Origin of the sequence: Kribbella sp. (assembly GCF_035655035.1) — a bacterium.
Classification (GTDB): Bacteria; Actinomycetota; Actinomycetes; order Propionibacteriales; family Kribbellaceae; genus Kribbella.
On the sequence record NZ_DASRVN010000779.1, the window covers coordinates 1 to 24,020 of the forward strand.

A 24,020-nucleotide genomic window follows, 5' to 3' on the forward strand; every position below is an offset into this window, starting at 1 on the left:
CCCGACGGACGTCCGGTCGGGAGCGGCGGGGATCTTGGGTTCTTCGCGTTCCCGGGCATCGGATTCGGCGTCGTGGTGACCAACGATCGCGGGATCGCGGACCGGGTTCGCCGCCTGCGTGACAGCGGATACCCGCAGCCAACGCTCGGCGGGCAGCGGCGGACGCTGACGGACGACGAGGCCGACGTACTGCGGTGCCGGATCGAGGCCGCGGAGGAACAGGTCGCGCTCCGGCGACTGGTCGCCGAACGCCTGCGCGCCGAGCTGTCCGACCTGCCCGGACTCACCTTCCCGACCGACCTCGCCCGGCATGCGCTCCCCGTACTCCCGCTGCTGATCGACCCCCGAACCGTCGGCGCCGGCAACGGCGAGTACGCCGCCGCACTGACCGCGGCGGGAGCACCCGCAAGCGTCGGCACACAGCCCCTGTACCGCGTTCCTGGTACCGGCAACTGCTTCCGCCGGCCGCGAGTCCCGGTGCAGTACGGGCCGGGCCAGTGCCCAGTCGCCGAGGACCGGGCAGCCCGCACGCTGGTGCTGCTGCACTGGGGTCCCGACCCCGCCGACCTCGCCCGCGCGATCCGCACCGCACACCACACGGCACACCACTCAGCACACCATTCAGAACGCCACTCAGCGCACCGGAACGCCACCGCAGCATCTCTGCAAGCGCTCGCATAATTCTTGCACTCCCCGGAGGGACCCTTGAACATTTCCGATTCGGCCTTCGACGTCGACGAGCTCAGCGTCGAAGTGCACCCGAGCGAGGCCGCCGCCGGTCGCGCCGCGGCCGGCTTCACCGCCGCGACCGTGAACGCGGCCGTCCGGGCCCGCGGCGCGGCCCGGGTGGTGATGGCGACCGGCAACTCGCAGCTGGCCTTCGTCCGCGCACTGGCCGACGTGGACATCCCGTGGGACCGCGTCACGGTCTTCCACATGGACGAGTACATCGGTCTCGACGACCGGCACCCGGCCTCCTTCCGGCGCTGGATCCGCGAACAGATCGAGACGCGATTCCAGCCCGCCCGCGTCGAGTACATCCAGCCGGACCAGGGCGACCCGGAGCGCGAGTGCCGCCGGTACGAAGAGTTGTTGCGGTCCGCGCCGCTGGACCTGACCTGTATGGGGATCGGCGAGAACGGCCACCTGGCGTTCAACGAGCCCGGTGTCGCGGACTTCGCCGACGAACGCTGGACGCGGGTCATCGAGCTCACGCCGGAGTCCCGCAGGCAGCAGGTGAACGAAGGCCACTTCCCCGACGTCGACGCCGTACCGCCGACGGCCATCTCGGTCACCATCCCCGGGCTGTTGTCGGCAAGCGTCGTACAGGTCGTCGTCCCCGAGCTCCGCAAGGCCGCGGCCGTCGCCCGCGCGCTCAACGGACCTGTCGACAACACGTGTCCCGCGTCGATCCTGCAGCGGCACGCTCACGCCCGGCTGTTCCTGGATGAAAGCTCGGCCTCGCTGGTTACTCCCGGTTAGACTCGGCGACACGCCCAGCTGTTGCTTCGGGAGGTTGGGATGGCTGCGCCGCACGGGTGGGTGCCGGTCGAGCACCGGTTGCTGGGGCTGGATCGGCGGACGTTCGTGGCCGGGTTCACCGCGCTCGCGGTGGCGTTGGTGTTGATCTACGGGTTCCAGGCGCTGAACTCGGCGATCCCGTGGCACAACGAGATCAAGGCCGGGCAGGTGCTCGACCTGGGCGACGGCGCCACCGCGGTGCCGCCGGTCGGGTGGCAGCTCGAGCACGGGACGCTGGTCGGCGGTGCCGGAGCCGCTGCCACGAATCTCCAGATAGTGCTGGCGTCCGGCGGCGCCACGATCGAGCTCGACGGGACGACGTACGACGGGGATGCCGAGGCGTTTCTCAGTCAGGTACGGCGGTCCGAGGGCGTCTCGGCCAGCGTCCGCGGCGCCCGTGGATCGCTGACGACTACGACCGGCCTGCTCGGCGTCGTGCAGAGCAGCACCGGACCGGGCGGTGACACGGTCGACGCCGCGTTCAAGATGGCCGTCGGTACGCCGCAACAGGTCGCCGCGGCGCCCGCGCTGCTGGTGCAGGTACGGACCGCTGCGGGTCAGTTCGAGCGGTACCGGGATCAGGTGGACGCCTTGCTCCGCAGCATCAAGCCAGGGCCGGCGCAATGACCCCGCAGCAGCAGGCGATCGAGGAGTCCGGGTGGGGGCAGCCGTTCCGGTTCCTGCAGCCGCACAACGTCGCGTTCTGGGTCTATCTGCTCGGCGTCGGCAGCGGCGCGTTGACGATGTGGCGGTACTTCTCCACCGGTGCCGAGTTCTACCAGGCGGCCCTGACCGGTGGCGTGATCCTGTTCGGGCTCTACCTCGTGCCGTGGCTGATCCTGCTGCAGCGGCACAACCGGTACACCGCGCAGCCCGCGTCGCTGCTCGCCACCGGGTTCGTCTGGGGCGGGGTGGCGGCGACGTTCTGGATCGCGTTGCCGGCCAACAGCGCGCTGCTGGAGATCTGGACCAAGCTCGGCGGTACGTCGTTCGCGACCAACTGGGCGGCCGGCCTGACCGCGCCGGTCAACGAGGAGTTCGCGAAGGCGCTCGGCCTGGTGCTGCTGATCGGACTGGCGCCGCGGCTGGTGCGCAGCGCGTACGACGGTTTCATCATCGGCGCGTTCATCGGGCTCGGGTTCCAGGTCTTCGAGGACCTGCTGTACGTGTACAACGGCGCCACCCAGGTGTACGGCGTCGACCAGTTCGCGTCCTCGCTGCGGGTGTTCGTGCTCCGCGGGGCGGCCGGGATCGTCTCGCACGCGATGTTCAGCGCGATCTTCGGCGCGGGGCTGCTGTGGGTGCTCGGCCGCAGCGGTGACCGCCGGGTGCTGCGCGGCGTACTGACCATGCTGATGGCGATGGTCTTCCACTTCACGTGGGACGACATGGGCGGGCTCAGCGGCGGCTCGAGCTTCGTCGAGGTGCTGCCGTTCGTGCTCGCGGCCGTCGAGCTGACGGCGCTCTTCTACGTACTGCGGCACGCCGCCGCGCAGGAACGTACCTGGATGCGGGAGCTGCTCGCGCCCGAGGTGGAGTCCGGCGTACTGGATCCGGCGCTGCTCGACGCGGTCAGCGGACTGCGCAAGGACCGGAAGAAGTACCGCCAACAGCTGCACAGCCGGTCGAGGGCCCGGCACCGTCTCGAGGCCGCGAACGACCTGGCCCAGGAGATCGCCCGCGCGAACGGCGGCGACTCCCCCGGCGTCGACCACGCCCGCTCCGAGCTGGCCCGGATCCAGACCACGAGGTAGAGCACGCTCTACCCCGCACCGGGCGCTCCGCCCCGCACAGCTGAAGCAGATGCTCACCACCGTCCCCGCGCCCGGCCTGGACGTCACTCCCGGCGGCAGGTACGGCCTCGGCGAGTGGCGAAGGCCCTCGGCGCCGCGATCTGCCAGTAGGACTCTCAGCTGGCGCACAGGTACGGCTCGATAGGTTGCGCGGGGTGGCGAGAGTTGCGGTGTGTGAAGACGATCGTGCGTTGCGTGGCGTGCTGCGGCGGGCGCTGGAAGGTGACGGATACTCGGTTGTTGCCGCCGCCAACGGCCGGGAGCTGCTCGCGCAGCTGGAGCCGGCGCCGCACGCCGTCGTACTCGATCTGGGGCTGCCGGATGCGGACGGGCGGGACGTGTGCCTGGCCTTGCGCGCGCACGGGGTCGATGCGCCGGTGCTGATGCTGACCGCCTTGAGTGGGTTGCATCACAAGGTGAGCGGGTTCGAGGCGGGCGCCGACGACTACCTGACCAAGCCGTTCGACGTTCCGGAGCTGCTGGTCCGGGTCCGGGCGCTGCTGCGGCGGACGACGGTGAGTGTCACGGCCGACGGGGTGGCGCTGGACCCGGCGAGTCACGAGGTACGGCGGGGCACCGACGGCGAGTCGTTGACGCCGACCGAGTTCCGGCTGCTCGGGCGGCTGATCTCGGTACCCGGTGAGGTCGTACGGCGGCACGCGCTGATCGCGGCGGGCTGGCCGCACGGGGCGTACGTCAGCGAGAACACGCTCGACTCGTATCTGCGCCGCCTGCGGGTGAAGCTCGACCGGCTCGGGATCGCGGAACGGGTGGCCACCGTCCGCGGAGTCGGGTACCGATGGGACTGACCGGTTTCCGCGGGCGGATCGTCTCGCTCGCGGTGCTGACCGCCACGCTGGTCGTCGCGGTTCTCGTCGTACTGAGTCACGTCCTGCTGAGCCGGGCGACCGAGGCCGACACGATGACGCTCGCGCGGACCCGGGCCGAGGCGGTCGCGGCGACGGTCGAGGTCGTCGACGGGAAGATCCACCTGGTCGAGGGCACCGGCGACGCGTTCGACACGGTCACCTGGGTATACGCCGGTGGACGGCTGATCGACGGCGTCCTGCAGCCGGCGACCGAGGACGACGTCCAGCGCCTGGGACGATCCGCGCGGAACGAGTTCGTGACCACGCCCGGCTACCTGCTGTACGGCGTGCCGCTGCCCATCCAGGGACAGCACGTGACCGTGGTCGTGATGGTCGACCTCGCGCCGTACGAGCGTTCCGAGCAGCGCAGCCTGGTGATGTCGCTGATCCTCGGCGCGTTCGCGATCGTGCTCGCCGGCGTGATCGCGTACGTCGGGGTCAGCCGCTCGCTGCACGTCGTCCGCCGGATGTCCGCGCTGGCCGACGAGTGGGGCGACCACGACCCGGACCGGCGGTTCCGGATGGGGCCGCCGCGGGACGAGTTCGGCGAGCTCGCGCAGACGTTCGACCGGCTGCTCGACCGGGTCTCGGACACGATCGCCGACGAGCGCCGGCTGACTGACGAGATCGCCCACGAACTGCGGACCCCGATGGCCGTACTGCGCGGCGAGGCGCAACTCGCGGAGCTGTCCGGGTCGCAGGTCGACCCGGAACTGGTCCTCACCGAGACGGACCGGCTGAGTACGGCGGTCACCGCGATCCTGGACGCGGCCCGCTCCCGGATGCCCCGCGAGGCGAGTTGCCTGCTGGCGCCGGTCCTCGAACAGATCGGGTACGCCGACCTGCCGCCCGGCCTCGAGGTCGCCGTACCCGCCGACGTCGCGGTCGCCGTCCTCGCGCCGCTGCTCGACAACGCCACCCGGCACGCGCGGAACACCGTTTCGCTGCAAGCGGAATCGCACGACGACCACGTCCTCGTCCACGTCCTCGACGACGGCCCGGGGTTCCGCGAGGACGAGCTGGAGCGGGTCTTCACGCCCGGTCACAGCCGCACGAACGGGCACGGGCTCGGGCTCGCCGTGGTCCGCCGGATCGCCACCGCGACCGGGCTCACGGTCCGCGCGATCGCCGACGGCCGCGGGCACGTCGAGGTGCGGTTCCCCAGGCATTAGTCAGGTCATGTGCAGGTTGGTCAGGAAAGGGTGGCTGGTATGACTACCAACACCGCAACCCGCACAGCGGCACCCCGGGTGCTGCTGAACAAGGTGCCTGAAGTCACCATCTGGTTCTGGCTGATCAAGATTCTCTGTACGACGGTCGGCGAAAGTTTCGCCGACTGGATCAATATGCAGCTCGGCGTCGGTCTGATGGCGACCGCGGTCATCTTCACCGTGGTGTTCGCGGCCGTTCTGATCTGGCAGTTCCGTACGTCGCAGTACCGGCCGGCAGCGTACTGGTCGACCGTCGTGGTGGTCAGCGTGACCGGCACGCTGTACACCGACATCCTCACCGACCAGCTCGGCGTACCGCTGTGGATCAGCACCTCGGTGTTCGCGGTCGCGCTCGCGGCGGTGTTCGGGATCTGGTACTCCCGCGAGCGGACGCTGTCGATCCACAGCATCGTCAGCAAGCCCCGGGAAGCCTTCTACTGGCTCGCGGTCCTGGTCACGTTCGCGCTCGGTACGGCGTCCGGCGACTGGACGCTGGAGCTGACCGGCTGGAGCCCGGGCGTGTCCGTCCTGCTCCCGCTGGCCCTGATCGCGATCATCGTGGCCTGCTGGCGGATGGGTGCGAACCCGGTGCTGGCGTTCTGGCTGGCATACATCCTGACCCGCCCGCTGGGCGCGAACCTCGGCGACTGGCTGGCCTCCCCGAAGGTCCCGGACCAGGGCCTCGGCCTCGGCACGCTCGTCACCAGCCTGATCTTCCTGGCCGCGATCCTCGCGACCGTGGTGTACCTGACGCTGACCAAGTCCGACGTGATCGAGGGCCACCAGCAGGCCCGGACGCCGAAGTACCACCGCCGCGGCCGCGAATGGCCGATGGTCGGCGTGATGGCCGGCGCCGCGATCGCGGCCGGCGTCCTGCTGAACTGGGCGTCCGCGCAGCCGCACGCGAACGCGGCCGCCGAGGGCGAAGGCCCGAACCCGGCGGCGGCGAACCTGCACCTGAGCTCGAAGCAGGCGCTCGCGCACTTCCCGGGCGCCGACGTCCGGCACTTCCGGACGCTGGTCAAGGGCATGGACACCGCGCTCGGGAAGGGTGACCAGGCCTCGCTGAACGCGCACGTCGACGCCTACGAGAAGGCCTGGGACGACGACCAGGCCAAGCTCCAGCCGCTCGACGGCAAGGCCTGGACCTTCATCGACGCGCAGAACGACGGACTGTTCACGTCGGTCCGTGAGAAGAAGGACCCGACCGCCGAGAAGGCCGCGATCGCGGCGCTGCTGAAGACGTTCGGCTGAGGTAGTACCGCGGTACCACCGAAGGACGGAAGATCAGGCCCCGGTACTACGGTTCCGGTGGCCTGGTCTTCCTACCTTTGGCTCCATGATCGAAGCGAGACAACTGACGAAGCGGTACGGCGAGACGACGGCGGTCGACGGGCTGGAGTTCACGGTCCGGCCGGGCTCCGTCACCGGGTTCCTGGGCCCGAACGGCGCCGGGAAGTCGACGACGATGCGGCTGATCCTCGGCCTGGACGCACCGACCAGCGGATCGGTGACGGTGAACGGCAAGCACTACCGGGATCACACCTCGCCGCTGCAGGAGGTCGGCGCCCTGCTCGAGGCGAGGTCGGTGCATCCCGGCCGGTCCGCCTTCAACCACCTGCTCACCCAGGCCCAGACGCACGGCATCCCGCGCCGCCGGGTGGACGAGGTGATCGAGCTCACCGGCCTGCAGTCGGTCGCGAAGAAGCGCGCGGGCCAGTTCTCGCTCGGCATGGGCCAGCGGCTCGGCATCGCCAGCGCGCTGCTCGGGGACCCGGCGACCGTGATGCTGGACGAGCCGGTGAACGGACTGGACCCGGAGGGCGTGCTGTGGATCCGCAACCTGCTCACCCGGCTCGCGGCGGAGGGCCGGACGGTGTTCGTCTCCTCGCACCTGATGAGCGAGATGGCGCTGGTCGCGGACCGGCTGATCATCGTCGGCCGCGGCCGGCTGCTCGCCGACACCACCGTCGACGAACTGGTCCGCCAGGCCGGCGGTGACGCCGTACGGGTGGCCACCGCGGACCCGGCGAGGCTGCGGGACGCGCTGGCCGGGCCGGGCGTCCAGATCGTCGGCCAGGCCGGCTCCGAGGAGCTCGAGATCATCGGCCTGCCGGCACGATCCGTCGGTACGACGGCCGCCGAGCACGGGATCGCGCTGTACGAGCTGACCACCGTTCAGGTGTCGCTCGAGCAGGCCTTCATGGACCTCACCCGCGACGACGTCGTGTACCACGGCACCACCGAGCTGAAGGAGCAGGCCGCATGACCGCCGTCGCGGAGAAGCAGCCCGTCGCAACCGCCACGAAACCGACGTACCGCGTCACCGGTGCGCACGTTCTGCAGTCGGAGTCGACCAAGTTGTGGTCCTTGCGCTCCACCTGGATCACGCTCGGCCTCGCGTTGCTGTTCTTGATTGCCTTCGGCACCATTGCGGCGCTGCGCTACCACTCCGGCATCACCTCCGGCCGGCAGATGGACCCGGACTTCGCGGACGCGACGACGGTGAGCCTGTCGTTGTTCGGCGTACCGCTGTCGCAGCTGGCGCTCGGTGTGCTCGGGGTGCTGGTGACCGCCGGTGAGTACTCGACCGGGGCGATCCGTTCCACGCTCGCCGCGGTCCCGCGCAGGTTGCCGGTGCTGTGGTCGAAGGCCGCGGTGTACGGCGTGGTGGCGCTGGTCCTCGCGCTGGTGGGGTCCTTCGTGACCTTCTTCGTGGACAGCGGGATCCTGCACAACACACCCGCGGCAATGACGATCTCCAGCAGCGGGGTACTGCGGAGTCTGATCGGGGCGACCGTCTACCTCGCACTGATCGGGATCATCGGAGTCGCGCTCGGCGCGCTGCTGCGGTCCGTCGCGGGCGCCATCTCGGTACTGGTCGCGGCGCTGATGCTGGTGCCCGGCCTGGTCTCGCTGCTGCCGACGTCCTGGCACAACGCGATCCAGCCCTACCTGCCGAGCATCGCCGGGCAGTCGATGTACGAGTTGCACCATGGGCCGCACACGCTGTCGGCAGGTCCGGGCTTCCTGGTGTTCGCCGCCTGGACCGTCCTGGCGCTGGCCGGCGCGGCGTGGCGGTTGTCCCGCAGCGACGCCTGAGCGGCAGCTGAGAACCACTGTCGCGCTGGAGATGGACGGTCACAATGGAGTGGTGACGGTGGTCGGTGGACACGGACCGCCGGTCGACCCTGATCCGCTGTGGCGGCACCCTTGGGTGGTCAGCCTCAGCCAGGTCGCCCGGCGGCTCCGCCGTGCGGATCGGGCCCGGCCGTGGGTCCTCGACACGCTCGTGGTGGTCGGCGCCGTACTCCTGTTCTGCGTCCCGGACCTGCTCCGTGGCGTCGATCCGCACGAGCTGGCCGGCCCGTTCACGCAGCTCCCCCGCTGGGGCATGATCGCGCTCCAGGCGGGCCTGGTGCTGCCGTTGTTCGTACGGCGGCGCGCGCCGATGACCGCGTTCGTCCTGACCGCTGCCGCGTTCATCGTGCAGTGGTCGCTGCTGGTGTTCCTCCGGGCGGACGTCGCCGTACTGATCGCCCTGTACAGCCTCACGTTGCACAGCTCACTGCGCCGGCTGCTCTGGGCGTGCGCGATCACGATCGCGGCCTTCACGTTCGCGGTGGTCCGGATCGCGCCGCTCGCGTCGGTGGCCGAGATCGCGTTCTTCCTGGTCAGCGCGATGACCGCGGCGATCGCGCTCGGCCTGGTGGTCCGGATCCGGCGATCCCAGCTGGCCGGCCTGCGGGACCGCGCCGCCCGGCTGGAGATCGAGCGCGATCAGCGCATGCTGCTCGCGGTGGCCGGTGAGCGCGCCCGGGTGGCCCGCGAGATGCACGACATCCTCGGCCACAACCTGTCGGTGATCATCCGGCTCGCGGACGGCGGTGCGTACGCGGTCCGGGTGCATCCGGAGCGCACCGCCGAGGCGCTGACGCTGATCGGCGAGACCGGTCGCGAGGCGCTCAACGACCTCCGGCGGACGCTCGGCGCGCTGCGTGACGAGACCGGCGTACCGGAGCTCAGCCCGCAGCCGGGGATCGCCGACGTGGACGCGCTGTGCGAACGGTTCCGGGCCGCCGGTCCGCGGGTCAGCTACCGGACCGCGGGCGAGTTCCCGGCCGATCGCGGTCTCCAGCTGGCGGCGTACCGGATCGTCCAGGAGGCGCTCACCAACACACTCAAGCACGCCGGCCCGGACACCGAGGCGCAGGTCTCGCTCGAAGTCGTCCAGCAGCAACTCAGGATCCGCGTCGAGGACACCGGACCCGTCGACGCACCGCTGCCCGCCGAATCCGTTCCCGGGCACGGGCTGATCGGGATGCGGGAGCGGGCGGCGCTGTACGGCGGCGTCGTACGGACCGGCCGAACTCCGGCCGGCGGCTGGCGCGTACAGACCGAACTCGACCTCTCCCCGCAAAGGACACCATGACCACGGTCCTGATCGTCGACGACCAGCCGCTGCAACGCCTCGGGCTCCGGATCCTGCTCGAGTCCGTCCCGGAGACGCAGGTCGCCGGCGAGGCCGAGAGCGGCTCGGAGGCGGTCCGGCGGACCGCCGAGCTGCATCCCGACGTGGTGCTGATGGACATCCGGATGCCCGGCATGGACGGCATCGAGGCCACCCGCCGGATCGTTGCCAGCGGCAATCGCTCGCGGATCCTGGTGCTCACCACGTTCGACCTGGACGAGTACGCGCACGCCGCGCTCCGGGCCGGGGCGAGCGGGTTCCTGCTGAAGGACGCCCGCCCGGACGAACTGCTCGGCGGGATCCGCGCGGTCGCCGCCGGGGACGCGATCATCGCGCCGGCGCTGACCCGGCGGCTGCTCGACACCTACGCGTACCAGCTGCCCACTGCCGCCCCGGACGGCGCGAAGCTCCAGGCCCTGACCGACCGCGAACGCGAGATCCTGATCGCGATCGGCCGCGGCTGGACCAACCCGGAGATCGCCGCCCGCCTGCACCTGTCCGAGTCGACGGTGAAGACCCACGTCGGCCGGGTGCTCGCCAAGATCGGCGCCCGCGACCGGGTCCAGGCGGTCATCTTTGCGTACGACGTGGGTCTGGCGTCACCGAATCCGGCGTAACCGACCGCCAGCCGTGGACGAGCAGCGGGACCGCCACCGCGCAACAGATCCCGATCACGATCACGCCGGAGTCGTTGGCCGCCACCCCGACCACCGCGGTCACCAGGCAGGCCGCGATACAGGCGCGTAGGCGCGGCTCCGCGGCGAACACCTCGGCCGCCCGCAGCCGTTCCGGCCGGATCACCAGCACCGCCGTGAGCAGTACGATGACCACGACCAGTACGGCCAGCAGCGGCCGATCGGTGAACGACTGCACGTTGGCGTCGAGCTTGCGGCGTAAGGTGCTGCCGGCTCCGCCGTCGATGACCTGCTGCACGAAGTTGCCCAGATGTGACCGGCTGCCCGGCGGCCGGGACCAGTCGAGCAGCGCGATGCCCACGACGGCGACGATCGCGCCCACTATGACGGCCAGTACCCACCGGGCTCGCAGCCGGATCCCGGCGACCGCTATCACCAGCACCGCGAAGCCCGGCACCAGTGCGAGCACTCCCCCGAAGTCGGCGCCGAACGCCGGCCACCCGTCCACCGCCACGGCCACCGCGCCGACAGCGGCGACGCTCAGCACGGCCCAGCGCCGTTGTCCACGCTCGATCAGTACGCTCGCGATCCAGGCAGCACCGATCAGCGCGCCCATCGCCAAGGCCCCGAAGGCGACGTTTCCGACCCCGTAGAACCGTCCCGCGTCGAGCGGCGACAGGCCCCACAGACTCGACAGCTGCAAGCGGGACCCGGTCACCACGTCGGCAGCCAGAACCGCCGCCGTCACCGCGGCCACGAACCCTGCCGACCCCAGCTGCTGCCGGCGCCACGGTCCGAACCGAGCCGCCGTACCGACGACCACTGCCCAGCCGATGACACCGATCCACAGCACGAGCGAGGCCTGGGAGAACCGCCACCACTGCAGGAGATTCGCCAGGAACGATGCCACCGGCAACGAGGCGGTGACCAGGATCAGCCACCGTGGTCGCCGGAAGGCGATCAGCAGCCCGCCGGCGACCAGCGCTCCGGCGCCGACCAGCCAGTAGAACGCGGTGACGTTGCGGTCGATCGTCTGCGCCGCCCGGTCGAACTGCCCAGCCTGTTGCACGAGCTTCTGCGGATCGCGTGGCGCTCCGGCGACGGTCCGCAGTACCGAACCGACAGCGCGGTCCGGGGCGGCGACACCCAACGCCGAGAGCACCGTCGGAGTCAGGTCCGTGAGCTGCACCAGGCCCGGGTGCCGGGTCGAGTTCGCATCGAGCCAGCCCGTCGCACCGCCATGGACCAGCAACGCCTGCAGGTGCGGCGTCGAGCCGTTGGGGAGGCCAACGACCACCAGCTCGGCCGACGGTGCCGCGGCGCGGACCTTCGCGATCGCCGCGTCCAGTCCACCCGGTGCGACGTCGACCACGGTCAGCGGGCAAGCGCTCAGGTCGGCGTCCTGCAGTTGTGGGGTGTAGCGCGCCACCTGACCACGGGCATCCGCGAGCGCCAGACCGGCTCCGGGCCCGACCGCGCTCACGCAGCCCCGGCGAGCGGCTCCCGTCGCCAGCAGGCCGAAGTCGGGGTTGTACGACGACTTGGCGCCGAGCGACGCGATGTCGGACCACCGGGAGACCTGCTTTCCCGACAACAAGCTACTCGGCGCCACACAGCCACCACTGCCGTCCCGCGGCGCCCCTGTCCGTACGCCGGTGTTCAGCGTCAGCCATGCATCCGCCGGACATCCCACCACCGCCACGGTCCGCACCGAGACCGCCGCCACCGCGGACTGATCGAGCAGACCCCACAGGTTCGGGGTCGCACTCGGCGACACATCCGGCCAGCTCAGCCCGTCGACGCCGAGCAGCACGACGGGCGCCGACGCAGCCGCGACCTGCGCCGGCTCAGCGGCGACCTGCGCGGGATCGGCTCCGGCTGTTGCGGGAACCGTCGTGCTCAGGGCAAGGAGTCCGAGCAGCATGGCACCCACGCCACGCACAAGCCGCGTCATACCGGGACGATACAAGAGGACCGGCTGAGCGGAAACTGAGGCCGTTAGTACGCCCCGCGTAGTACGCAGTGTGTACTATGGCGGCTATGCGGAGACATCGATGGTTGCGACGGGTACTGATCGGGATCGGCAGCGTGCTGGTACTGCTGGCCTGGTACGTGATGGCAATGGCGGCGTTCGGCTCGCGCCAGGTGGCGCTGCCGGAGCTGACCGGGACGTACCAGGTCGGCCGGACCAGCTTCGAGTGGGTCGATTCCGGGCGTACCGATCCGCTCGACCCGCACCACGGACCGCGCCGGCTGTCGGTCTGGCTGTGGTACCCGGCGCCGCGAGACGCGCAGGGTCCGCATCCGGCGTACGCGCCGGGGCTCTGGTCGAAGCTCGCGTTCGGGGCACCGGTGGGCTGGTTCGAGACCGACCTCGGGAAGATCCGGGTCCGGTCCATCGACGGCGCCGCGGTGGCCGGCGGGCCGTTCCCGGTGGTCGTGCTGGAGCCGGGCATGGGCTTCGCGGCACCGCAGTACAGCGCGCTGGCCGAGAGCATCGCGAGTCACGGGTACGTCGTCGCGGGCCTGACGCCGACGTACAGCGCGAACCTGACCGTCCTCGGCGGGCAGACCGTGACGAGCAACACACAGGGCAACCCGCCGGACGCGGGCGGGCACACCGGCGAGAGCCAGGTGACCGGTGACCGGCTGGCGACCGAGTGGGCGACCGACGCGCGCTTCGTCGCCGGGCAGGTGCTCGCGCTCGGGCAGACCGGGCAGTTCGCCGGGAAGATCGAGCCGAAGGTCGCGTACCTCGGGCACTCGTTCGGCGGGGCGTCGTCGCTCGAGGCCTGCCGGGTGGACACGCACTGCGCGGGCGCGGTGGACATCGACGGCACTCAGTTCGGCAAGGTCGTCGACGCCGGACTCGCGAAGCCGTTCATGATCGTCGGCGCCGAGGACTCCTGCACCACCGGCACCTGCGGACCCAAGGCCACCGACCAGGGCGGCGAACGCGACACCGCCACGAAGTTGCTGAAGGCAAGCACAGGCCCGCACTGGCAGGTTGTCGTGGCCGGCACCCACCACCTGAACTTCACCGACTACGGCCTGTACTTCCTCGGCCCGCCGCTCCGCGGCCTGATCGGCCTGGGGTCCATCAACGGCCGTCATGCGTTGACGATCGAGAACGACTACGTCACGACGTTCCTCGACCACGCCGTCCGAAACACACCGCCGACCACCATCGACACCCTGCGCACGAAGTACCCGAATACCACCCTCACCCCACCACGCTGAACCGGCGGGTCAGGTGGTGCGGAGATCCGTGAGGTCGCGGACGGTGCCGTTCAGGGCGGCCGCGAGGGCGAGGATCGTGAGGCCGCTGAGTGCGCCGGACAGGTCGCCGGTGCCGACCACGGCGGGGGTCAGGATCGTCAAGCCGCTCCCGCCCAGCCCGGCGGCCGTCATCCACAGGCCGCAGCGGAGCCGGACCGTACTCGGCACCGCGACGGCGGTCAGATCGACGTCCGCGACGGTCCGCACCACCTGGCCGGCGATCAGCACCAGCGCCAACCACCAGGCGGCGATCACCGCGAGCTTGACCACCGCCGGTACGGCGAGCTCCCGGTGCACCGCCACCACCACACCCGCTCCGATCGCGACCGGTACGGCGATCCGCCGGACCGCCAGCAGCGCCAACCGCCACAGTGAGCCCAGCCGCGGAATCGGCAGCGCCAGCAGGAACCCGAGGAACGTCAGGCTGTCGAAGATCGTGAGGATCCACGAATGCGCCAGCGTCCGCGAAACCGCACCGGTCAACTCCAGCACCGCATGCGCCGTCAGCCAGCCGGCCGCGGTGACGACCACCGCGAGTGCGGCCACCCGCCGCCGGCGCTCGACCATCGTGTCCGCCGGCCAGATCGCCGGATGCAACCACATCCCCACGATCGCCCAAACGAGCTGCGGCACCCCTCGCCACCCCGCCCGATCGACCTCCCCCACCAACTCCGCTCCCCACCGCTCCCGAAACGCCCGCGGGTACAACCGAACCACCACCCGCCCCGGAGCCCACCACCCGCGCCGCCCGTCGCTCATGTGAGAGGCACCCCGAGGCTGCGGAGGCCGGCGGTCGCCACTCGCGCCATCGCTCGCAGCTCCTTCTCGAGGACCTCGCGGCCTTCGGGGGTGAGTTGGACCGGGCGTTGGCGGCCCTGTTCCTCGAGGGTCTCGATCAGGCCTTTGGCCTCCAGGCGGGTCAGGGCGCCGTACAGGCTGCCGGCGCCGAGCCGTTGGCCGGTGAGCTCTTCGATGGCGTTGTTGATCGCGTAGCCGTGCTTCGGGCCGTCCGCCAGCACGGAGAGCACCAGCGTCTGGGAATCGTTCGCCTGCATCCCCTCACGGTACTACGCGACGCGTATCAGGCGCAGTACAGCCCGACTCCGAGCAGCGCCGCCCAGCTCAGGCCCGCGAGCAGCAGGACGCGGTCGCGGAAGATCTCGTGTTCGGGTTCTTCGCCGCGCCCGGTGGACACCAGCAGCGCGTAGCGCAGCAGCCCGGTGAAGAACGGCAGGAACGAGACCGCCAGCAGCTCGCGGTACACGTCGTGGCCGAGGTACTGGAACGCCCACATCCCGTACGAGAGCGCGGTCCCGAGCAGCGCGACCGTCATCACCTGGTCCAGCCAGGAACTCGAGTACGCCGCCAGCACCGGGCGGCTGACCGCGTTCCCGGCCGCGTGGTACTCCGCCTTCCGCTTCCCCGTGACGAGGAACATCGCGCCGAACAACGAGACCAGCAGGAACCAGTGCGACACCGGCAAGCCCGTCGCCGTACCACCCGCCGCGGCGCGCAGTACGAAACCGAGCGCGACGATGATCAGATCGATCACCGCGACGTGCTTCAGCCCGGCGACGTACAGCACCTGCGCGACCAGGTATGCCGCCGCCAGCGCGAACGTCTGCCAGCCGAGCCCGCTCACCACCGCGAGGCCCAGCAGAGCGGCCGTGACCCCGAACACCGCTGCCACCAGCGGGCTCAGCGCACCGGAGGCGATCGGCCGCAGGCACTTACGCGGATGCCGACGATCGTCAGGCGCGTCGCGGATGTCGTTGAACGCATAGATCGCGACCGCCAGCAGGATGAACCCGACGCCGGCGATCGCGGCCCGCAGTACGACGCCCGGCGACTCCAAAGCGCCGGCGGCGGCCGGGGCGGCGAAGAGCATCACGGCCTTGTGCCACTGCTGCGGCCGGCTCAGCCGCAGCAGCGACCGCGCAGTACCGTCCTGCTGGACGACCGGAACTGGTGTCTGAACGCTGGTCATTTCGCCGTCACATAGAAGAAGTCACGCTGGTCGTCGACCAGGTAGCGGTTGGCCGGGGGAACCATCGACTGCAGCAGGCGCTGGCCGGTGACCGCGCCGTTCGCGCCCGGGCGGTCGATGTTGAAGCTGACGATCGCCGGGTGGATGTCGAGCTCCAGGCCCTGCACGATGCCGGCCTGGTGCATCGCCGAGGCCAGCGTGGCGAGCGTGAGCTTGTTGCCGGCCACGTAGATCAGGTTGCCGTGGGCATCGGTTCCGAGCCCGGACCGCCAGGTGTACTGCAACTGGCTGCGCAGCGTCCCCCAACGGCCGTTCGCGTTGACCGTCAGATTGTCGGCAATCCGGCCGTCGACAATCAGCGGGTCGAGGTTCTGCCGGACCGCGACCACGTCCTTGGTCATCCGGACCGTCCGGTTCCAGGTACCGATCCGCGCCGAGCCGTCCCGGGAGATCACCACGGACGCGCGGCCGTCGACCAGCGGTATGGCCGCGGACTCGGTGGTCCACCAGCCACCGTGCGAGTCGTTCATCTTGAACCCGGCGTTGAACGTCGCCACCAGGGCCGACCGGTCGGCCTGCGGAACGGAGTACCCGTTCTTGGAGCGCATACCCACGAGCGGTTCGCGCGTGCCGGGCATCAGGTGCAGGTGATAGGTGTTGCGCGGCATCAGCGCCGCCGCGGCCGTCACCGGCAGGTGGCCGGGGTCGGCGCGGACCCAGCTCGTCCAGATCAGCGGTACGCCGGTCCTGGACTGCCGCGCGACCGACCAGGTGCCCTCTCCTTCCAGCCGTTTGACACCCGGAAGCAGCTGCACGACGGGCAGCCCGGTGGACGCCGCCCGCGCTCCCGGCCGGCCGATCGTCGGCGCCGTGCTGGTGGGGGTGGTGACATCGATCGGCGCGCCGGTCGCCGGCGGCTGCTGGTGGGTGTACTTCCAGGTCTCGATGGCGTCGACGATTCCGCCACCGCCGTGGTCGCGGAACCATTCGACGGTCCGGACGCTGAAGCTCGCGCTGCCCGGGTACAGCAACGCACGGACGTACGAGACCGTGGGGACGACCATCAACAGGCAGATCGCCAGCGCGATCCACCGTTTCCGGATCCGGCGACGACGCTTCCGGGTGACCTTCATCGCCACTCCGCCGGAAGTAGCTTGCGGGGCAGCAGATTCAGCACCCGGACGGCGAGACCCATCGCGCCCGGCACCCACACGACCGTCTTGCGCAGCTCGACCGCCGCCGCGACCCGTCGGGCGACGCGCTCGGGTGTCGTCGACAACGGCGCCTTCGGCAACCCGGCCGTCATCCGCGTGGTCACGAACCCGGGCCGTACGACGAGCACCCGGACGTCCGACTGACGCCCCAGCAGCAGCGCGGTCGAGTCCGCCAGTTGTTTGCCGAGCGAGTACGCCGCGATCGATGCCCGCGGCCGGACCGCGGCGGCCGACGACAGCAGCACGATCTGCTCGGGCTTGCGCCGTACCAGGGCCTGCAGCAGCAGCGCGATCGCCGTACCGTTCACCTGCAGGCCCTCCGCGAACGACTTGGCCGACATCGTCCCGACCGCGACGATCGCCAGCTCCAGCGGGTGTTCCGCCGTCGAGTGGTCGAGCAACCCCTCGAGCTCACCGGTGTCGAGGGCGGCGTCGTACTCCGTCGTGGACACCGGGTACCCGGCCTCGCGGAGCTTCTCGGCGTTCCGCCAGAGCTCGCCGCTCGGGCGGCCGGCGAGGATCACGTGTCGCGGCGCCGGGCCGAGCAGCTGCATGAGTACGGCCATCCCGATCTCGGAGGAGCCACCGACGAGAAGGACCGATCCCGTCGTCATGACAGCAGCCCGAGACGCTCGGCCAGCCCGGACGTCCAGCGTCCGGCAGGATCCAGCCGGTGCCGCGTACGCCGCCAGGCCGGCCACCGTGGGTACATCAAGGGAAACAGCTCCGGGTCGGTGACCGCGTCCTTGGCCAGGTACACCCGCCCGCCGGCGCCCGCGACCAGCTTGTCGATCGGGTGCATGATGCCGGGCCGCAGCAGACGCGCCGGGAGGTCGACGGCGAGCGTCCAGCCGGGGATCGGGAACGACAGCGGGCCCGCGGTACCGAGCCCGAGGTTCTTCAACGTCGCGAGCGCAGGCGTCAGCCCGTGCGTCCCGAGGTACGCGAGGACCTCGTGGATCGTGCCGACCTCGTTCGGCGGTACGGCGAACTGGTACTGCACCAGCCCGCTCCGCCCGAACGCGGCAGGCCAGCCGTCGGCGCGGTCCAGCGGGCACAACGCCGAGCGCATCGTGACGAGCTGCGAGTTCGCGGACCTGCTCAGGTGCCAGCGCGCGGCCGACGCGGCGGCGATCGTCGCGCCGGTCACGACGCCCGGTCCGGGCAGCGACCGGCGGCGCCGGCTACCGGGCGACCTGGTCTCCGGGAACGGCGCCACCGCACCGGGAAGGTCGAGCGTCGAGGCTGCGTAGTACTCGTCGACAATCCCACGGCCGAGGCTCGCCCCGTGGGTGTGCGCGTCCAGCCAGGCGACCACGTGTCGCTCGGGATCGAGCTCCTGCCGGGTACCGCCGGCCCGCATCGCGGCGATGGTCTCGTCCAGCGAACGGGTCCGCCGCCGATTCCGGATCATCCAGCCGGTGTCCACCCGCTGCAGCTGGATCGCGGCCCGCAGGATCACGCCAGTCAGCCCCATGCCGCCGATCGTGGCCCAGAACCCGTCCGCGTCCTGGATTGCAGACAATTGGACGATCGCGCCGTCCGAACGCAGCAAGGCGATCCACAGCACGTGGTGCCCGAAGGACCCGGCACCCGGATGGTTCTTCCCGTGCACGTCCGAGGCGATCGCGCCGCCGATCGTGATCCGCTCGGTACCGGGTACCACCGGGAGCTTCCAGCCGATCGGGAGCGTCTGGTCGATCACGTCCTTGAGTACCGCGCCACCCTCGACGACCACGACCCCGTTGCCCTCGTCGAACGAGACGATCCGGTCGAACGCGGTCAGATCGAGCACGGCACCAACCCCGTTGACCGGAAGTGCCGCGTCGCCGTAGCTCTTGCCGGCACCGCGCACGGTGAGCCGCGGCGCGCCGAGAACCGCGTCGAGCAGCGAGCCGTCGAAGTCCGGTCGCCGCACCTCACACACGCGGCGCATCGTCCGGCCCCAGCCGGACAGCGCCTCGGTGCCGTGATCTTCGGGTGTCACGCTTTCGAAGCTAGGCACGGCGCACTGAGAGCGTGCTGAGTCGGCGCACTCAGGCGTTGCTCAGGCGCCGGCGGCAACACTTGAGCGGGGGTTCTCTCGGGAAGGAGCAACCGGTTTGCCGTCGATCTCCGGGCTCCGCCGGGCCAGTGTGCGGAGCAGATCGACCGCGGCCGCGGTCGTCGTCGTCGCGGCGGCGATGGCGCTCGGCGCCGGCGTACTGCTGCTGCTCCTGCAGCGGGCGCTGATCAGCGCGGCGTCCGACGCCGCCGACGGACGCGTGGCCGACGTCGCCGCCCAGGTCAGCGCGGAAGGGGTCGAGAACCTCGGCGCGGATCTCGCGAAGACCACCCGGGCGAGCCAGATCGTGCAGGTGCTGGACACTTCCGGGCGGGTCGTCGCGGCCTCGTCGGCGCGCGCGGAGACCGTTCCACTGACCGGTTTGCGGCCGGCCGCCGGCACGGTGCTGCGGGCCGAGGTCGGCGAGATGCCCTTGCTGGACGACGATCACGACTACCTGATCGTTGCCCGGGGCGTCAAGTACGAGGGTACGACGTACACCGCGGTGGTCGCGTCGTCGGTGGAGACGCAGCGGGCGACCGTCGCCACCGTCACGCAGTACCTGCTGCTCGGATTCCCGGTACTGCTGATCGTGGTCGGTACGGCGAGCTGGATGCTCACCGGGCAGGCGCTCCGGCCGGTGGAACGGATCCGGTCCCGGGTGCAGGGCATCGAGTCCAGCGATCTGACCGAGCGGGTGCCGGTGCCGGAGACCGACGACGAGATCGCCCGGCTGGCCGCGACCATGAACGAGATGCTCGACCGGCTGCAGGCCGGGCAGGCCAACCAGCGGCGGTTCGTCGCCGACGCGAGTCACGAGCTCCGGTCGCCGCTCGCGACGATGACGGCCGGGCTGGACGTGATCGAGCCGTCTTCCCGCGGCCAGGCGTGGCAGGGGCTGCACGAGCTGATGAAGGGCGAGGCCGTCCGGATGCAGCGGCTGGTGGAGAACCTCCTGCTGCTCGCGAAGGCGGACGACGCCGCGCTGCCGCTGCACCGCGCGGACGTCGACCTGGACGATCTCGTCGACGCCGAGGTCCGGCGGCTGCGGGCCGGGCACCGCCTCGAGGTGCAGGCCGACGTACGGCCGGTCCGGGTGGTCGGCGATCCGCTGCGGCTCAGTCAGCTGATCCGGAACCTGGTCGAGAACGCCGCGACCGCCGCGCACAGCACCGTGCGGCTGAGCGCGACCGAGCAGGACGGGCAAGCGGTGGTCACGGTCGAGGACGACGGCGACGGGATCCCGGAGGACGATCGCGAACGGGTGTTCGAGCGTTTCGTCCGGCTCGACAGCAGCCGCGCCCGGGCCAGCGGCGGGTCCGGACTCGGGCTGTCGATCGTCCAGGAGATCGCCAAGGCACATCACGGAACCGTCACATTGGCCGCGGCCGCGTCCCAGGGGACCGTCGCCACGGTCAAATTGCCGCTGCCGACACGCTGACTCAGGTTGCTCTCAGCAACCTGGCACGACACTGGAAGCATGCGGGTGCTGATTGTCGAGGACGAGGTCCCCCTGGCCGAGACGGTTCGGCATGGGCTGACCGAGGACGGTTTCGTGGTCGAGGTCGTGCACAACGGCGTGGACGCCGTGTGGGCGGCGACCGAGAACGCGTACGACGTCATCGTGCTCGACATCATGTTGCCGAAGCTGAACGGCTACAAGGTGCTCGAGCAGATCCGCGACCGCGGTGTCTGGTCCCCGGTCCTGATGCTGACCGCGAAGGACGGCGACTACGACCAGACCGACGCCTTCGACCTGGGCGCCGACGACTACCTGACCAAGCCGTTCAGCTTCATCGTGCTGGTCGCCCGGCTGCGCGCGCTGATCCGCCGCGGCGCCCCCGAACGCCCGGTCGTGATGACCGCCGGCGACCTGGTCCTGGACCCGGTCCGGCGACGGGTCGAGCGGGCCGGCCAGGAGATCGTGCTGACCCGCCGCGAGTACGGGCTGCTCGAGTTCCTGATGCGGCACCGCGGCGAGACCGTCAGCAAGGCCGAGATCCTGGACAGCGTCTGGGACCCGGCCTTCGAAGGCGACCCGAACGTGGTCGAGGTCTACATCCGCTACCTGCGCCTGAAACTCGACGCCCCCTTCGAACGCAACGCGATCCAGACCCTCCGCGGCATGGGCTACCGCCTGGATCCCGACGGCGGCTGACTTCGTGCCGTTGGTACGCCGCACCGCCGTCGGACTGCTCTTCACCGTCCTCGGCAGCATCGCGTTCGCCGTCCAGGCGGACGCGGCCCGCGAAGGCGACGGCCTGGCCGCCTTCGACCCTCGGCTGACCGCGGATTTCGTTGCCCACCGCACCAACCTGCTGAGCGTCCTCGCCCGCGCGATCACCTTTGTCGGCGAGGTGCCTGTCCTCAGCCTGCTCACGGTCGTGGTCGCCGCGGTCATCCGGCTCCGCACCCACCGCTGGCGGCCGGCCGTCGTGCTCGCCGCCGGGATGGCCGGCGCGGCGATCCTCACCTACGTGCTCAAGGTACTGATCGGACGCCAACGCCCGGACGCGAGCATGGTGCTCGGCACGGTCAACAACGGCTTCTCGTTCCCGTCAGGGCACTCGTTGAGCGGTACCGTCTTCTTCCTGCTGCTCGCTGGGCTGCTCTGGTACACGAGCGTGTCCCTAGCGCTGAAGATCGCCGGTACGGCGGTGGCTGTGGTGTTGAGTGTGGCGATGGGGCTCAGCCGGGTGTACCTCGGCTACCACTGGGCGACCGACGTACTGGCCGGGTGGACGGTGGCGCTGACCTGGTTGTGCCTGTTTGCCACCGTGGTGCATCTGCTCAGTTCGTCGCGGGTGGATCGAGCCGGTAGCCGTGGCCGCGAAGGGTCGACACCGTAGGCAGACGCAGGGACGGTACGGCGGCGCGTGCGCTCTCGAGGCGGCGGCGAAGGGCGGCGATCGTCACATCGAGGGTCTTCGTGGAGCCGAACCAGTTCTCGTCCCAGACCGTGGCCATCAGGTCCTCACGGGAGAGGGCGGCGCCGGCGTTCAGGACCAGGGTTTCCAGGAGTTCGTACTCCTTCGGGCGCAGAGGCAGCTCGGCGGCGGCGACCGTACAGCGGCGTGCCGCGGTGTCCACGGTCAGGTCCGCGATCGCGACCGGGCCCTCGACGCGCGGCGCCGGACGCCGTCGCAAGTGCGCCCGCAGCCGGGCCAGCAGCACCGTCAGGCTGAACGGCTTGACCAGGTAGTCGTCCGCCCCGGCGTCCAGCCCGGACACGATGTCGATCTCCTCGCCGCGCGCGGTCAGCATCACCAGCAGCATCCCGGGCAGCTCCGCCCGCAGCCGCCGGGCGAGATCCACCCCGTCGGCGTCGGGGAGGCCGAGGTCCAGGAGGACGACCTCGGCCTGCTCCCGGCGCGCGACGGCCAGACCGGCCCGCCCGGTGCGCGCCCAGAACGTCTCGTACCCGTTCCCGGTCAACGCCCGCTCGAGCAACCGCCCGATCCGGTCATCGTCCTCGACGATGACCACCGGAGTACGTTCGGCTGTGGAGTTCACACCTTCGAAGGTAAAACCGCCCAACTGAGAACAAGCTGAGTCACAGCTCCCGCAGCTCCTCGACCGCGGGCCTGGTCGACCCCTGCGCGCTCGCCAACGCGCCGACCGCGATCGCCGCCACCGCGACCACCAGCGTCACCGACAGGTACGGCCACGGCACCGCGGCCGCGGACGGCGGCGGATCGAACACACCGGTCAGCACCTTGATCAGCATCCCCGACAGCCCCCACGCGACCAGCGCACCGCCGATCAGCCCGCCGATCGTCACGGCCAGTGCCTCGCTCAGCACCAGCCCGCGCAACTGCCCCCGTCGAGCGCCGAGCACGGTCGCGATCGCGAACGTACGACGCCGTTCGGCCAGCCCGAGCGCCAGCACCAGACCGCCCGCGCCGGCAGCGATCAGTACGGCGAACGCCAGCTCGAACCGGGTCAGCCCGGCCAGATCGACCGACGTCAGGCTGGACCCGACCTGCGCCCGGACCTGGGTCAGGTCGGTGACCTTCGCCGAGTCGCCGAGCTTGTTCCGTACGGCCGCCGCGACCGCCGCCTGGTTCTTGCCGCCGGTGTCTACCAGGAACGACCCGATCGCGTCGCTGCCGGTGGCCTTGGCGACGTACGCCGCGTTCGCGACGAAGAAGCTGTCCCGCGGCGCGGTCGGGAACTCCTTCACGATCCCGGCGTAGTGGAACGCGACGGTCCGGAACCCCTTCGTCCGGCTGTCCTGCAGCCGGAGCCGGATCAGGTCCCCGGGCGAGAGCTGGAAGTCCTTCACGGTCTCGTCGCTGACCAGGATCGAGTCCGGCTGCTGCGCCAGCTTCTGCAGCAACGCCCGCGCCGTACCGCCGGCGAAGTACGCGTCCTGCAACCCTGACGAACCTGCCGACCCGGTGATCGTCTCCGGCCGTACGCCGTAGAAGTCCTGCAGGTCGGACCCGACGTACGCGAGCCGGTGCTGCAACGGCTCCACCCCGCGCACTCCAGGGATCCCGGTCAGCGCTGCACCCGCGTTCGGACCGACGATGACACCAGGTGATTCGGTGACGGTGACGTCCGCGCCGTTCGTCAGTACGGCGTCCGCCTCGGCCTGCTGGCGGTAGGTGGCGTTGAACGTCGCCGTCGACACCGCGAACGAGATCGCCAGCGCCAGCAGTACGACGGAACGCACCAGCGGCGTGCGCTGCCGGGACATGCTCGCGGCGGTCGTCCGCGCGAGCCGTCCGGTCAACGGCCGTACCAGTGAGGTCAACGCGCCGCGACCGTGCTGAAGCGCCAGCCACGCAAGGCGCCAGAGCAACAGTGCGCCGCCGATCCACAACAGGGCCGGCCCGAAGAACGCCCAGTACGACACCGAGATCTGCGGCACGCCCTCAGGCGCGAGCACCAGCGAGTAGTTGTTGCTGCTCGACGCACGGAATACCAACAGCGAGACGATCAGGCAGATGAAGTCCAGCCCGAGCCGCATCCACAACGGGTTGCGGACCCG

The 24,020-nt window shown here is 70.7% G+C and carries 24 protein-coding genes; 15 read left to right on the forward strand and 9 right to left on the reverse strand.

Going from position 1 to position 24,020, the window contains the following annotated elements; all coding sequences use genetic code 11:
* From VFF46_RS39535 to VFF46_RS39585, 11 genes are all read left to right on the forward strand, one after another.
* Positions 1-681 (forward strand): DegT/DnrJ/EryC1/StrS family aminotransferase (locus tag VFF46_RS39535; protein ID WP_325042410.1); only part of this gene is annotated, 681 nt, incomplete at its 5' end.
* A 24-nt stretch (positions 682-705) separates the two neighbouring features.
* A complete protein-coding gene (locus tag VFF46_RS39540; protein WP_325042411.1) occupies positions 706-1,482 on the forward strand; it encodes a glucosamine-6-phosphate deaminase in 777 nt (258 codons plus the stop codon).
* Between the two features lie 39 nt (positions 1,483-1,521).
* The gene (locus tag VFF46_RS39545; RefSeq protein ID WP_325042412.1) at positions 1,522-2,148 is read left to right on the forward strand and encodes a hypothetical protein; all 627 of its coding nucleotides are present in this window, start codon (positions 1,522-1,524) and stop codon (positions 2,146-2,148) included.
* Positions 2,145-3,275, forward strand: a complete 1,131-nt coding sequence (locus VFF46_RS39550) for a PrsW family intramembrane metalloprotease (RefSeq protein WP_325042413.1) — start codon at positions 2,145-2,147, stop codon at positions 3,273-3,275. The genes VFF46_RS39545 and VFF46_RS39550 overlap by 4 nt, the downstream gene beginning before the upstream one ends.
* Before the next feature lie 194 nt (positions 3,276-3,469).
* Positions 3,470-4,123, forward strand: coding sequence for a response regulator transcription factor (locus tag VFF46_RS39555; RefSeq protein WP_325042414.1), 654 nt, complete (start codon positions 3,470-3,472; stop codon positions 4,121-4,123).
* Entirely contained in the window at positions 4,114-5,355 is a 1,242-nt protein-coding gene (locus tag VFF46_RS39560) for a HAMP domain-containing sensor histidine kinase (protein ID WP_325042415.1), read from the forward strand. The genes VFF46_RS39555 and VFF46_RS39560 overlap by 10 nt, the downstream gene beginning before the upstream one ends.
* A 39-nt stretch (positions 5,356-5,394) precedes the next feature.
* Entirely contained in the window at positions 5,395-6,648 is a 1,254-nt protein-coding gene (locus VFF46_RS39565; protein ID WP_325042416.1) for a hypothetical protein, read from the forward strand.
* An 85-nt stretch (positions 6,649-6,733) separates the two neighbouring features.
* Positions 6,734-7,663: an ABC transporter ATP-binding protein gene (locus VFF46_RS39570; protein WP_325042417.1), complete on the forward strand. Its 930-nt coding sequence runs from the start codon at positions 6,734-6,736 to the stop codon at positions 7,661-7,663.
* Positions 7,660-8,496, forward strand: a complete 837-nt coding sequence (locus tag VFF46_RS39575) for a hypothetical protein (protein WP_325042418.1) — start codon at positions 7,660-7,662, stop codon at positions 8,494-8,496. Before VFF46_RS39570 ends, VFF46_RS39575 begins: the two co-directional genes overlap by 4 nt.
* A gap of 52 nt (positions 8,497-8,548) precedes the next feature.
* Positions 8,549-9,826 carry a sensor histidine kinase gene (locus VFF46_RS39580; RefSeq protein WP_325042419.1) on the forward strand — a complete coding sequence of 426 codons (1,278 nt, stop codon included), beginning with the start codon at positions 8,549-8,551 and terminating at the stop codon, positions 9,824-9,826.
* Positions 9,823-10,482, forward strand: a complete 660-nt coding sequence (locus VFF46_RS39585) for a response regulator transcription factor (RefSeq protein ID WP_325042420.1) — start codon at positions 9,823-9,825, stop codon at positions 10,480-10,482. Before VFF46_RS39580 ends, VFF46_RS39585 begins: the two co-directional genes overlap by 4 nt.
* Here VFF46_RS39585 and VFF46_RS39590 read toward each other — a convergent pair.
* A complete protein-coding gene (locus VFF46_RS39590) occupies positions 10,436-12,454 on the reverse strand; it encodes a hypothetical protein (protein WP_325042421.1) in 2,019 nt (672 codons plus the stop codon). The genes VFF46_RS39585 and VFF46_RS39590 overlap by 47 nt on opposite strands.
* Positions 12,455-12,540: 86 nt before the next feature.
* On the opposite strand from VFF46_RS39590, the gene VFF46_RS39595 reads away from it, so the two are divergent.
* A complete protein-coding gene (locus VFF46_RS39595; RefSeq protein WP_325042422.1) occupies positions 12,541-13,740 on the forward strand; it encodes a hypothetical protein in 1,200 nt (399 codons plus the stop codon).
* Between the two features lie 9 nt (positions 13,741-13,749).
* Here VFF46_RS39595 and VFF46_RS39600 read toward each other — a convergent pair whose 3' ends face one another.
* From VFF46_RS39600 to VFF46_RS39625, 6 genes are all read right to left on the reverse strand, one after another.
* Positions 13,750-14,412 carry a hypothetical protein gene (locus VFF46_RS39600; protein ID WP_325042423.1) on the reverse strand — a complete coding sequence of 221 codons (663 nt, stop codon included), beginning with the start codon at positions 14,410-14,412 and terminating at the stop codon, positions 13,750-13,752.
* A 122-nt stretch (positions 14,413-14,534) separates the two neighbouring features.
* Positions 14,535-14,834, reverse strand: coding sequence for a PadR family transcriptional regulator (locus VFF46_RS39605; protein WP_325042424.1), 300 nt, complete (start codon positions 14,832-14,834; stop codon positions 14,535-14,537).
* Between the two features lie 26 nt (positions 14,835-14,860).
* Positions 14,861-15,766, reverse strand: coding sequence for a decaprenyl-phosphate phosphoribosyltransferase (locus VFF46_RS39610; protein WP_325042425.1), 906 nt, complete (start codon positions 15,764-15,766; stop codon positions 14,861-14,863).
* Entirely contained in the window at positions 15,763-16,899 is a 1,137-nt protein-coding gene (locus VFF46_RS39615) for a phosphodiester glycosidase family protein (RefSeq protein WP_325042426.1), read from the reverse strand. The genes VFF46_RS39610 and VFF46_RS39615 overlap by 4 nt, the downstream gene beginning before the upstream one ends.
* Positions 16,896-17,594, reverse strand: coding sequence for an SDR family NAD(P)-dependent oxidoreductase (locus tag VFF46_RS39620; protein WP_325042427.1), 699 nt, complete (start codon positions 17,592-17,594; stop codon positions 16,896-16,898). The genes VFF46_RS39615 and VFF46_RS39620 overlap by 4 nt, the downstream gene beginning before the upstream one ends.
* Positions 17,591-18,967, reverse strand: coding sequence for an FAD-binding oxidoreductase (locus VFF46_RS39625; protein ID WP_325042428.1), 1,377 nt, complete (start codon positions 18,965-18,967; stop codon positions 17,591-17,593). Before VFF46_RS39625 ends, VFF46_RS39620 begins: the two co-directional genes overlap by 4 nt.
* A 115-nt stretch (positions 18,968-19,082) precedes the next feature.
* On the opposite strand from VFF46_RS39625, the gene VFF46_RS39630 reads away from it, so the two are divergent.
* The 3 genes from VFF46_RS39630 to VFF46_RS39640 are packed head-to-tail and all read left to right on the forward strand — an operon-like array spanning position 19,083 to position 21,873.
* The gene (locus VFF46_RS39630; RefSeq protein WP_325042429.1) at positions 19,083-20,465 is read left to right on the forward strand and encodes a HAMP domain-containing sensor histidine kinase; all 1,383 of its coding nucleotides are present in this window, start codon (positions 19,083-19,085) and stop codon (positions 20,463-20,465) included.
* A 39-nt stretch (positions 20,466-20,504) separates the two neighbouring features.
* Positions 20,505-21,182, forward strand: coding sequence for a response regulator transcription factor (locus VFF46_RS39635; protein WP_325042430.1), 678 nt, complete (start codon positions 20,505-20,507; stop codon positions 21,180-21,182).
* A gap of 4 nt (positions 21,183-21,186) precedes the next feature.
* Positions 21,187-21,873 carry a phosphatase PAP2 family protein gene (locus tag VFF46_RS39640; protein ID WP_325042431.1) on the forward strand — a complete coding sequence of 229 codons (687 nt, stop codon included), beginning with the start codon at positions 21,187-21,189 and terminating at the stop codon, positions 21,871-21,873.
* Here the strand turns inward: VFF46_RS39640 and VFF46_RS39645 are convergent.
* Entirely contained in the window at positions 21,815-22,537 is a 723-nt protein-coding gene (locus tag VFF46_RS39645; protein WP_325042432.1) for a response regulator transcription factor, read from the reverse strand. The two genes, VFF46_RS39640 and VFF46_RS39645, sit on opposite strands and share 59 nt — an antisense overlap.
* A 40-nt stretch (positions 22,538-22,577) precedes the next feature.
* On the reverse strand, positions 22,578-24,020 hold a 1,443-nt coding region (locus tag VFF46_RS39650), incomplete at its 5' end, for an ABC transporter permease (protein WP_325042433.1).

Excerpts from the sequence above, each read along its gene's own strand:
- VFF46_RS39595 (WP_325042422.1), top strand. The coding sequence starts at position 12,541 with ATGCGGAGACATCGATGGTTGCGACGGGTACTGATCGGGATCGGCAGC.
- VFF46_RS39590 (WP_325042421.1), bottom strand. The coding sequence starts at position 12,454 with ATGACGCGGCTTGTGCGTGGCGTGGGTGCCATGCTGCTCGGACTCCTT.
- VFF46_RS39570 (WP_325042417.1), top strand. The coding sequence starts at position 6,734 with ATGATCGAAGCGAGACAACTGACGAAGCGGTACGGCGAGACGACGGCG.
- VFF46_RS39545 (WP_325042412.1), top strand. The coding sequence starts at position 1,522 with ATGGCTGCGCCGCACGGGTGGGTGCCGGTCGAGCACCGGTTGCTGGGG.
- VFF46_RS39550 (WP_325042413.1), top strand. The coding sequence starts at position 2,145 with ATGACCCCGCAGCAGCAGGCGATCGAGGAGTCCGGGTGGGGGCAGCCG.
- VFF46_RS39620 (WP_325042427.1), bottom strand. The coding sequence starts at position 17,594 with ATGACGACGGGATCGGTCCTTCTCGTCGGTGGCTCCTCCGAGATCGGG.
- VFF46_RS39605 (WP_325042424.1), bottom strand. The coding sequence starts at position 14,834 with ATGCAGGCGAACGATTCCCAGACGCTGGTGCTCTCCGTGCTGGCGGAC.
- VFF46_RS39635 (WP_325042430.1), top strand. The coding sequence starts at position 20,505 with ATGCGGGTGCTGATTGTCGAGGACGAGGTCCCCCTGGCCGAGACGGTT.
- VFF46_RS39575 (WP_325042418.1), top strand. The coding sequence starts at position 7,660 with ATGACCGCCGTCGCGGAGAAGCAGCCCGTCGCAACCGCCACGAAACCG.
- VFF46_RS39560 (WP_325042415.1), top strand. The coding sequence starts at position 4,114 with ATGGGACTGACCGGTTTCCGCGGGCGGATCGTCTCGCTCGCGGTGCTG.
- VFF46_RS39565 (WP_325042416.1), top strand. The coding sequence starts at position 5,395 with ATGACTACCAACACCGCAACCCGCACAGCGGCACCCCGGGTGCTGCTG.
- VFF46_RS39615 (WP_325042426.1), bottom strand. The coding sequence starts at position 16,899 with ATGAAGGTCACCCGGAAGCGTCGTCGCCGGATCCGGAAACGGTGGATC.
- VFF46_RS39585 (WP_325042420.1), top strand. The coding sequence starts at position 9,823 with ATGACCACGGTCCTGATCGTCGACGACCAGCCGCTGCAACGCCTCGGG.
- VFF46_RS39610 (WP_325042425.1), bottom strand. The coding sequence starts at position 15,766 with ATGACCAGCGTTCAGACACCAGTTCCGGTCGTCCAGCAGGACGGTACT.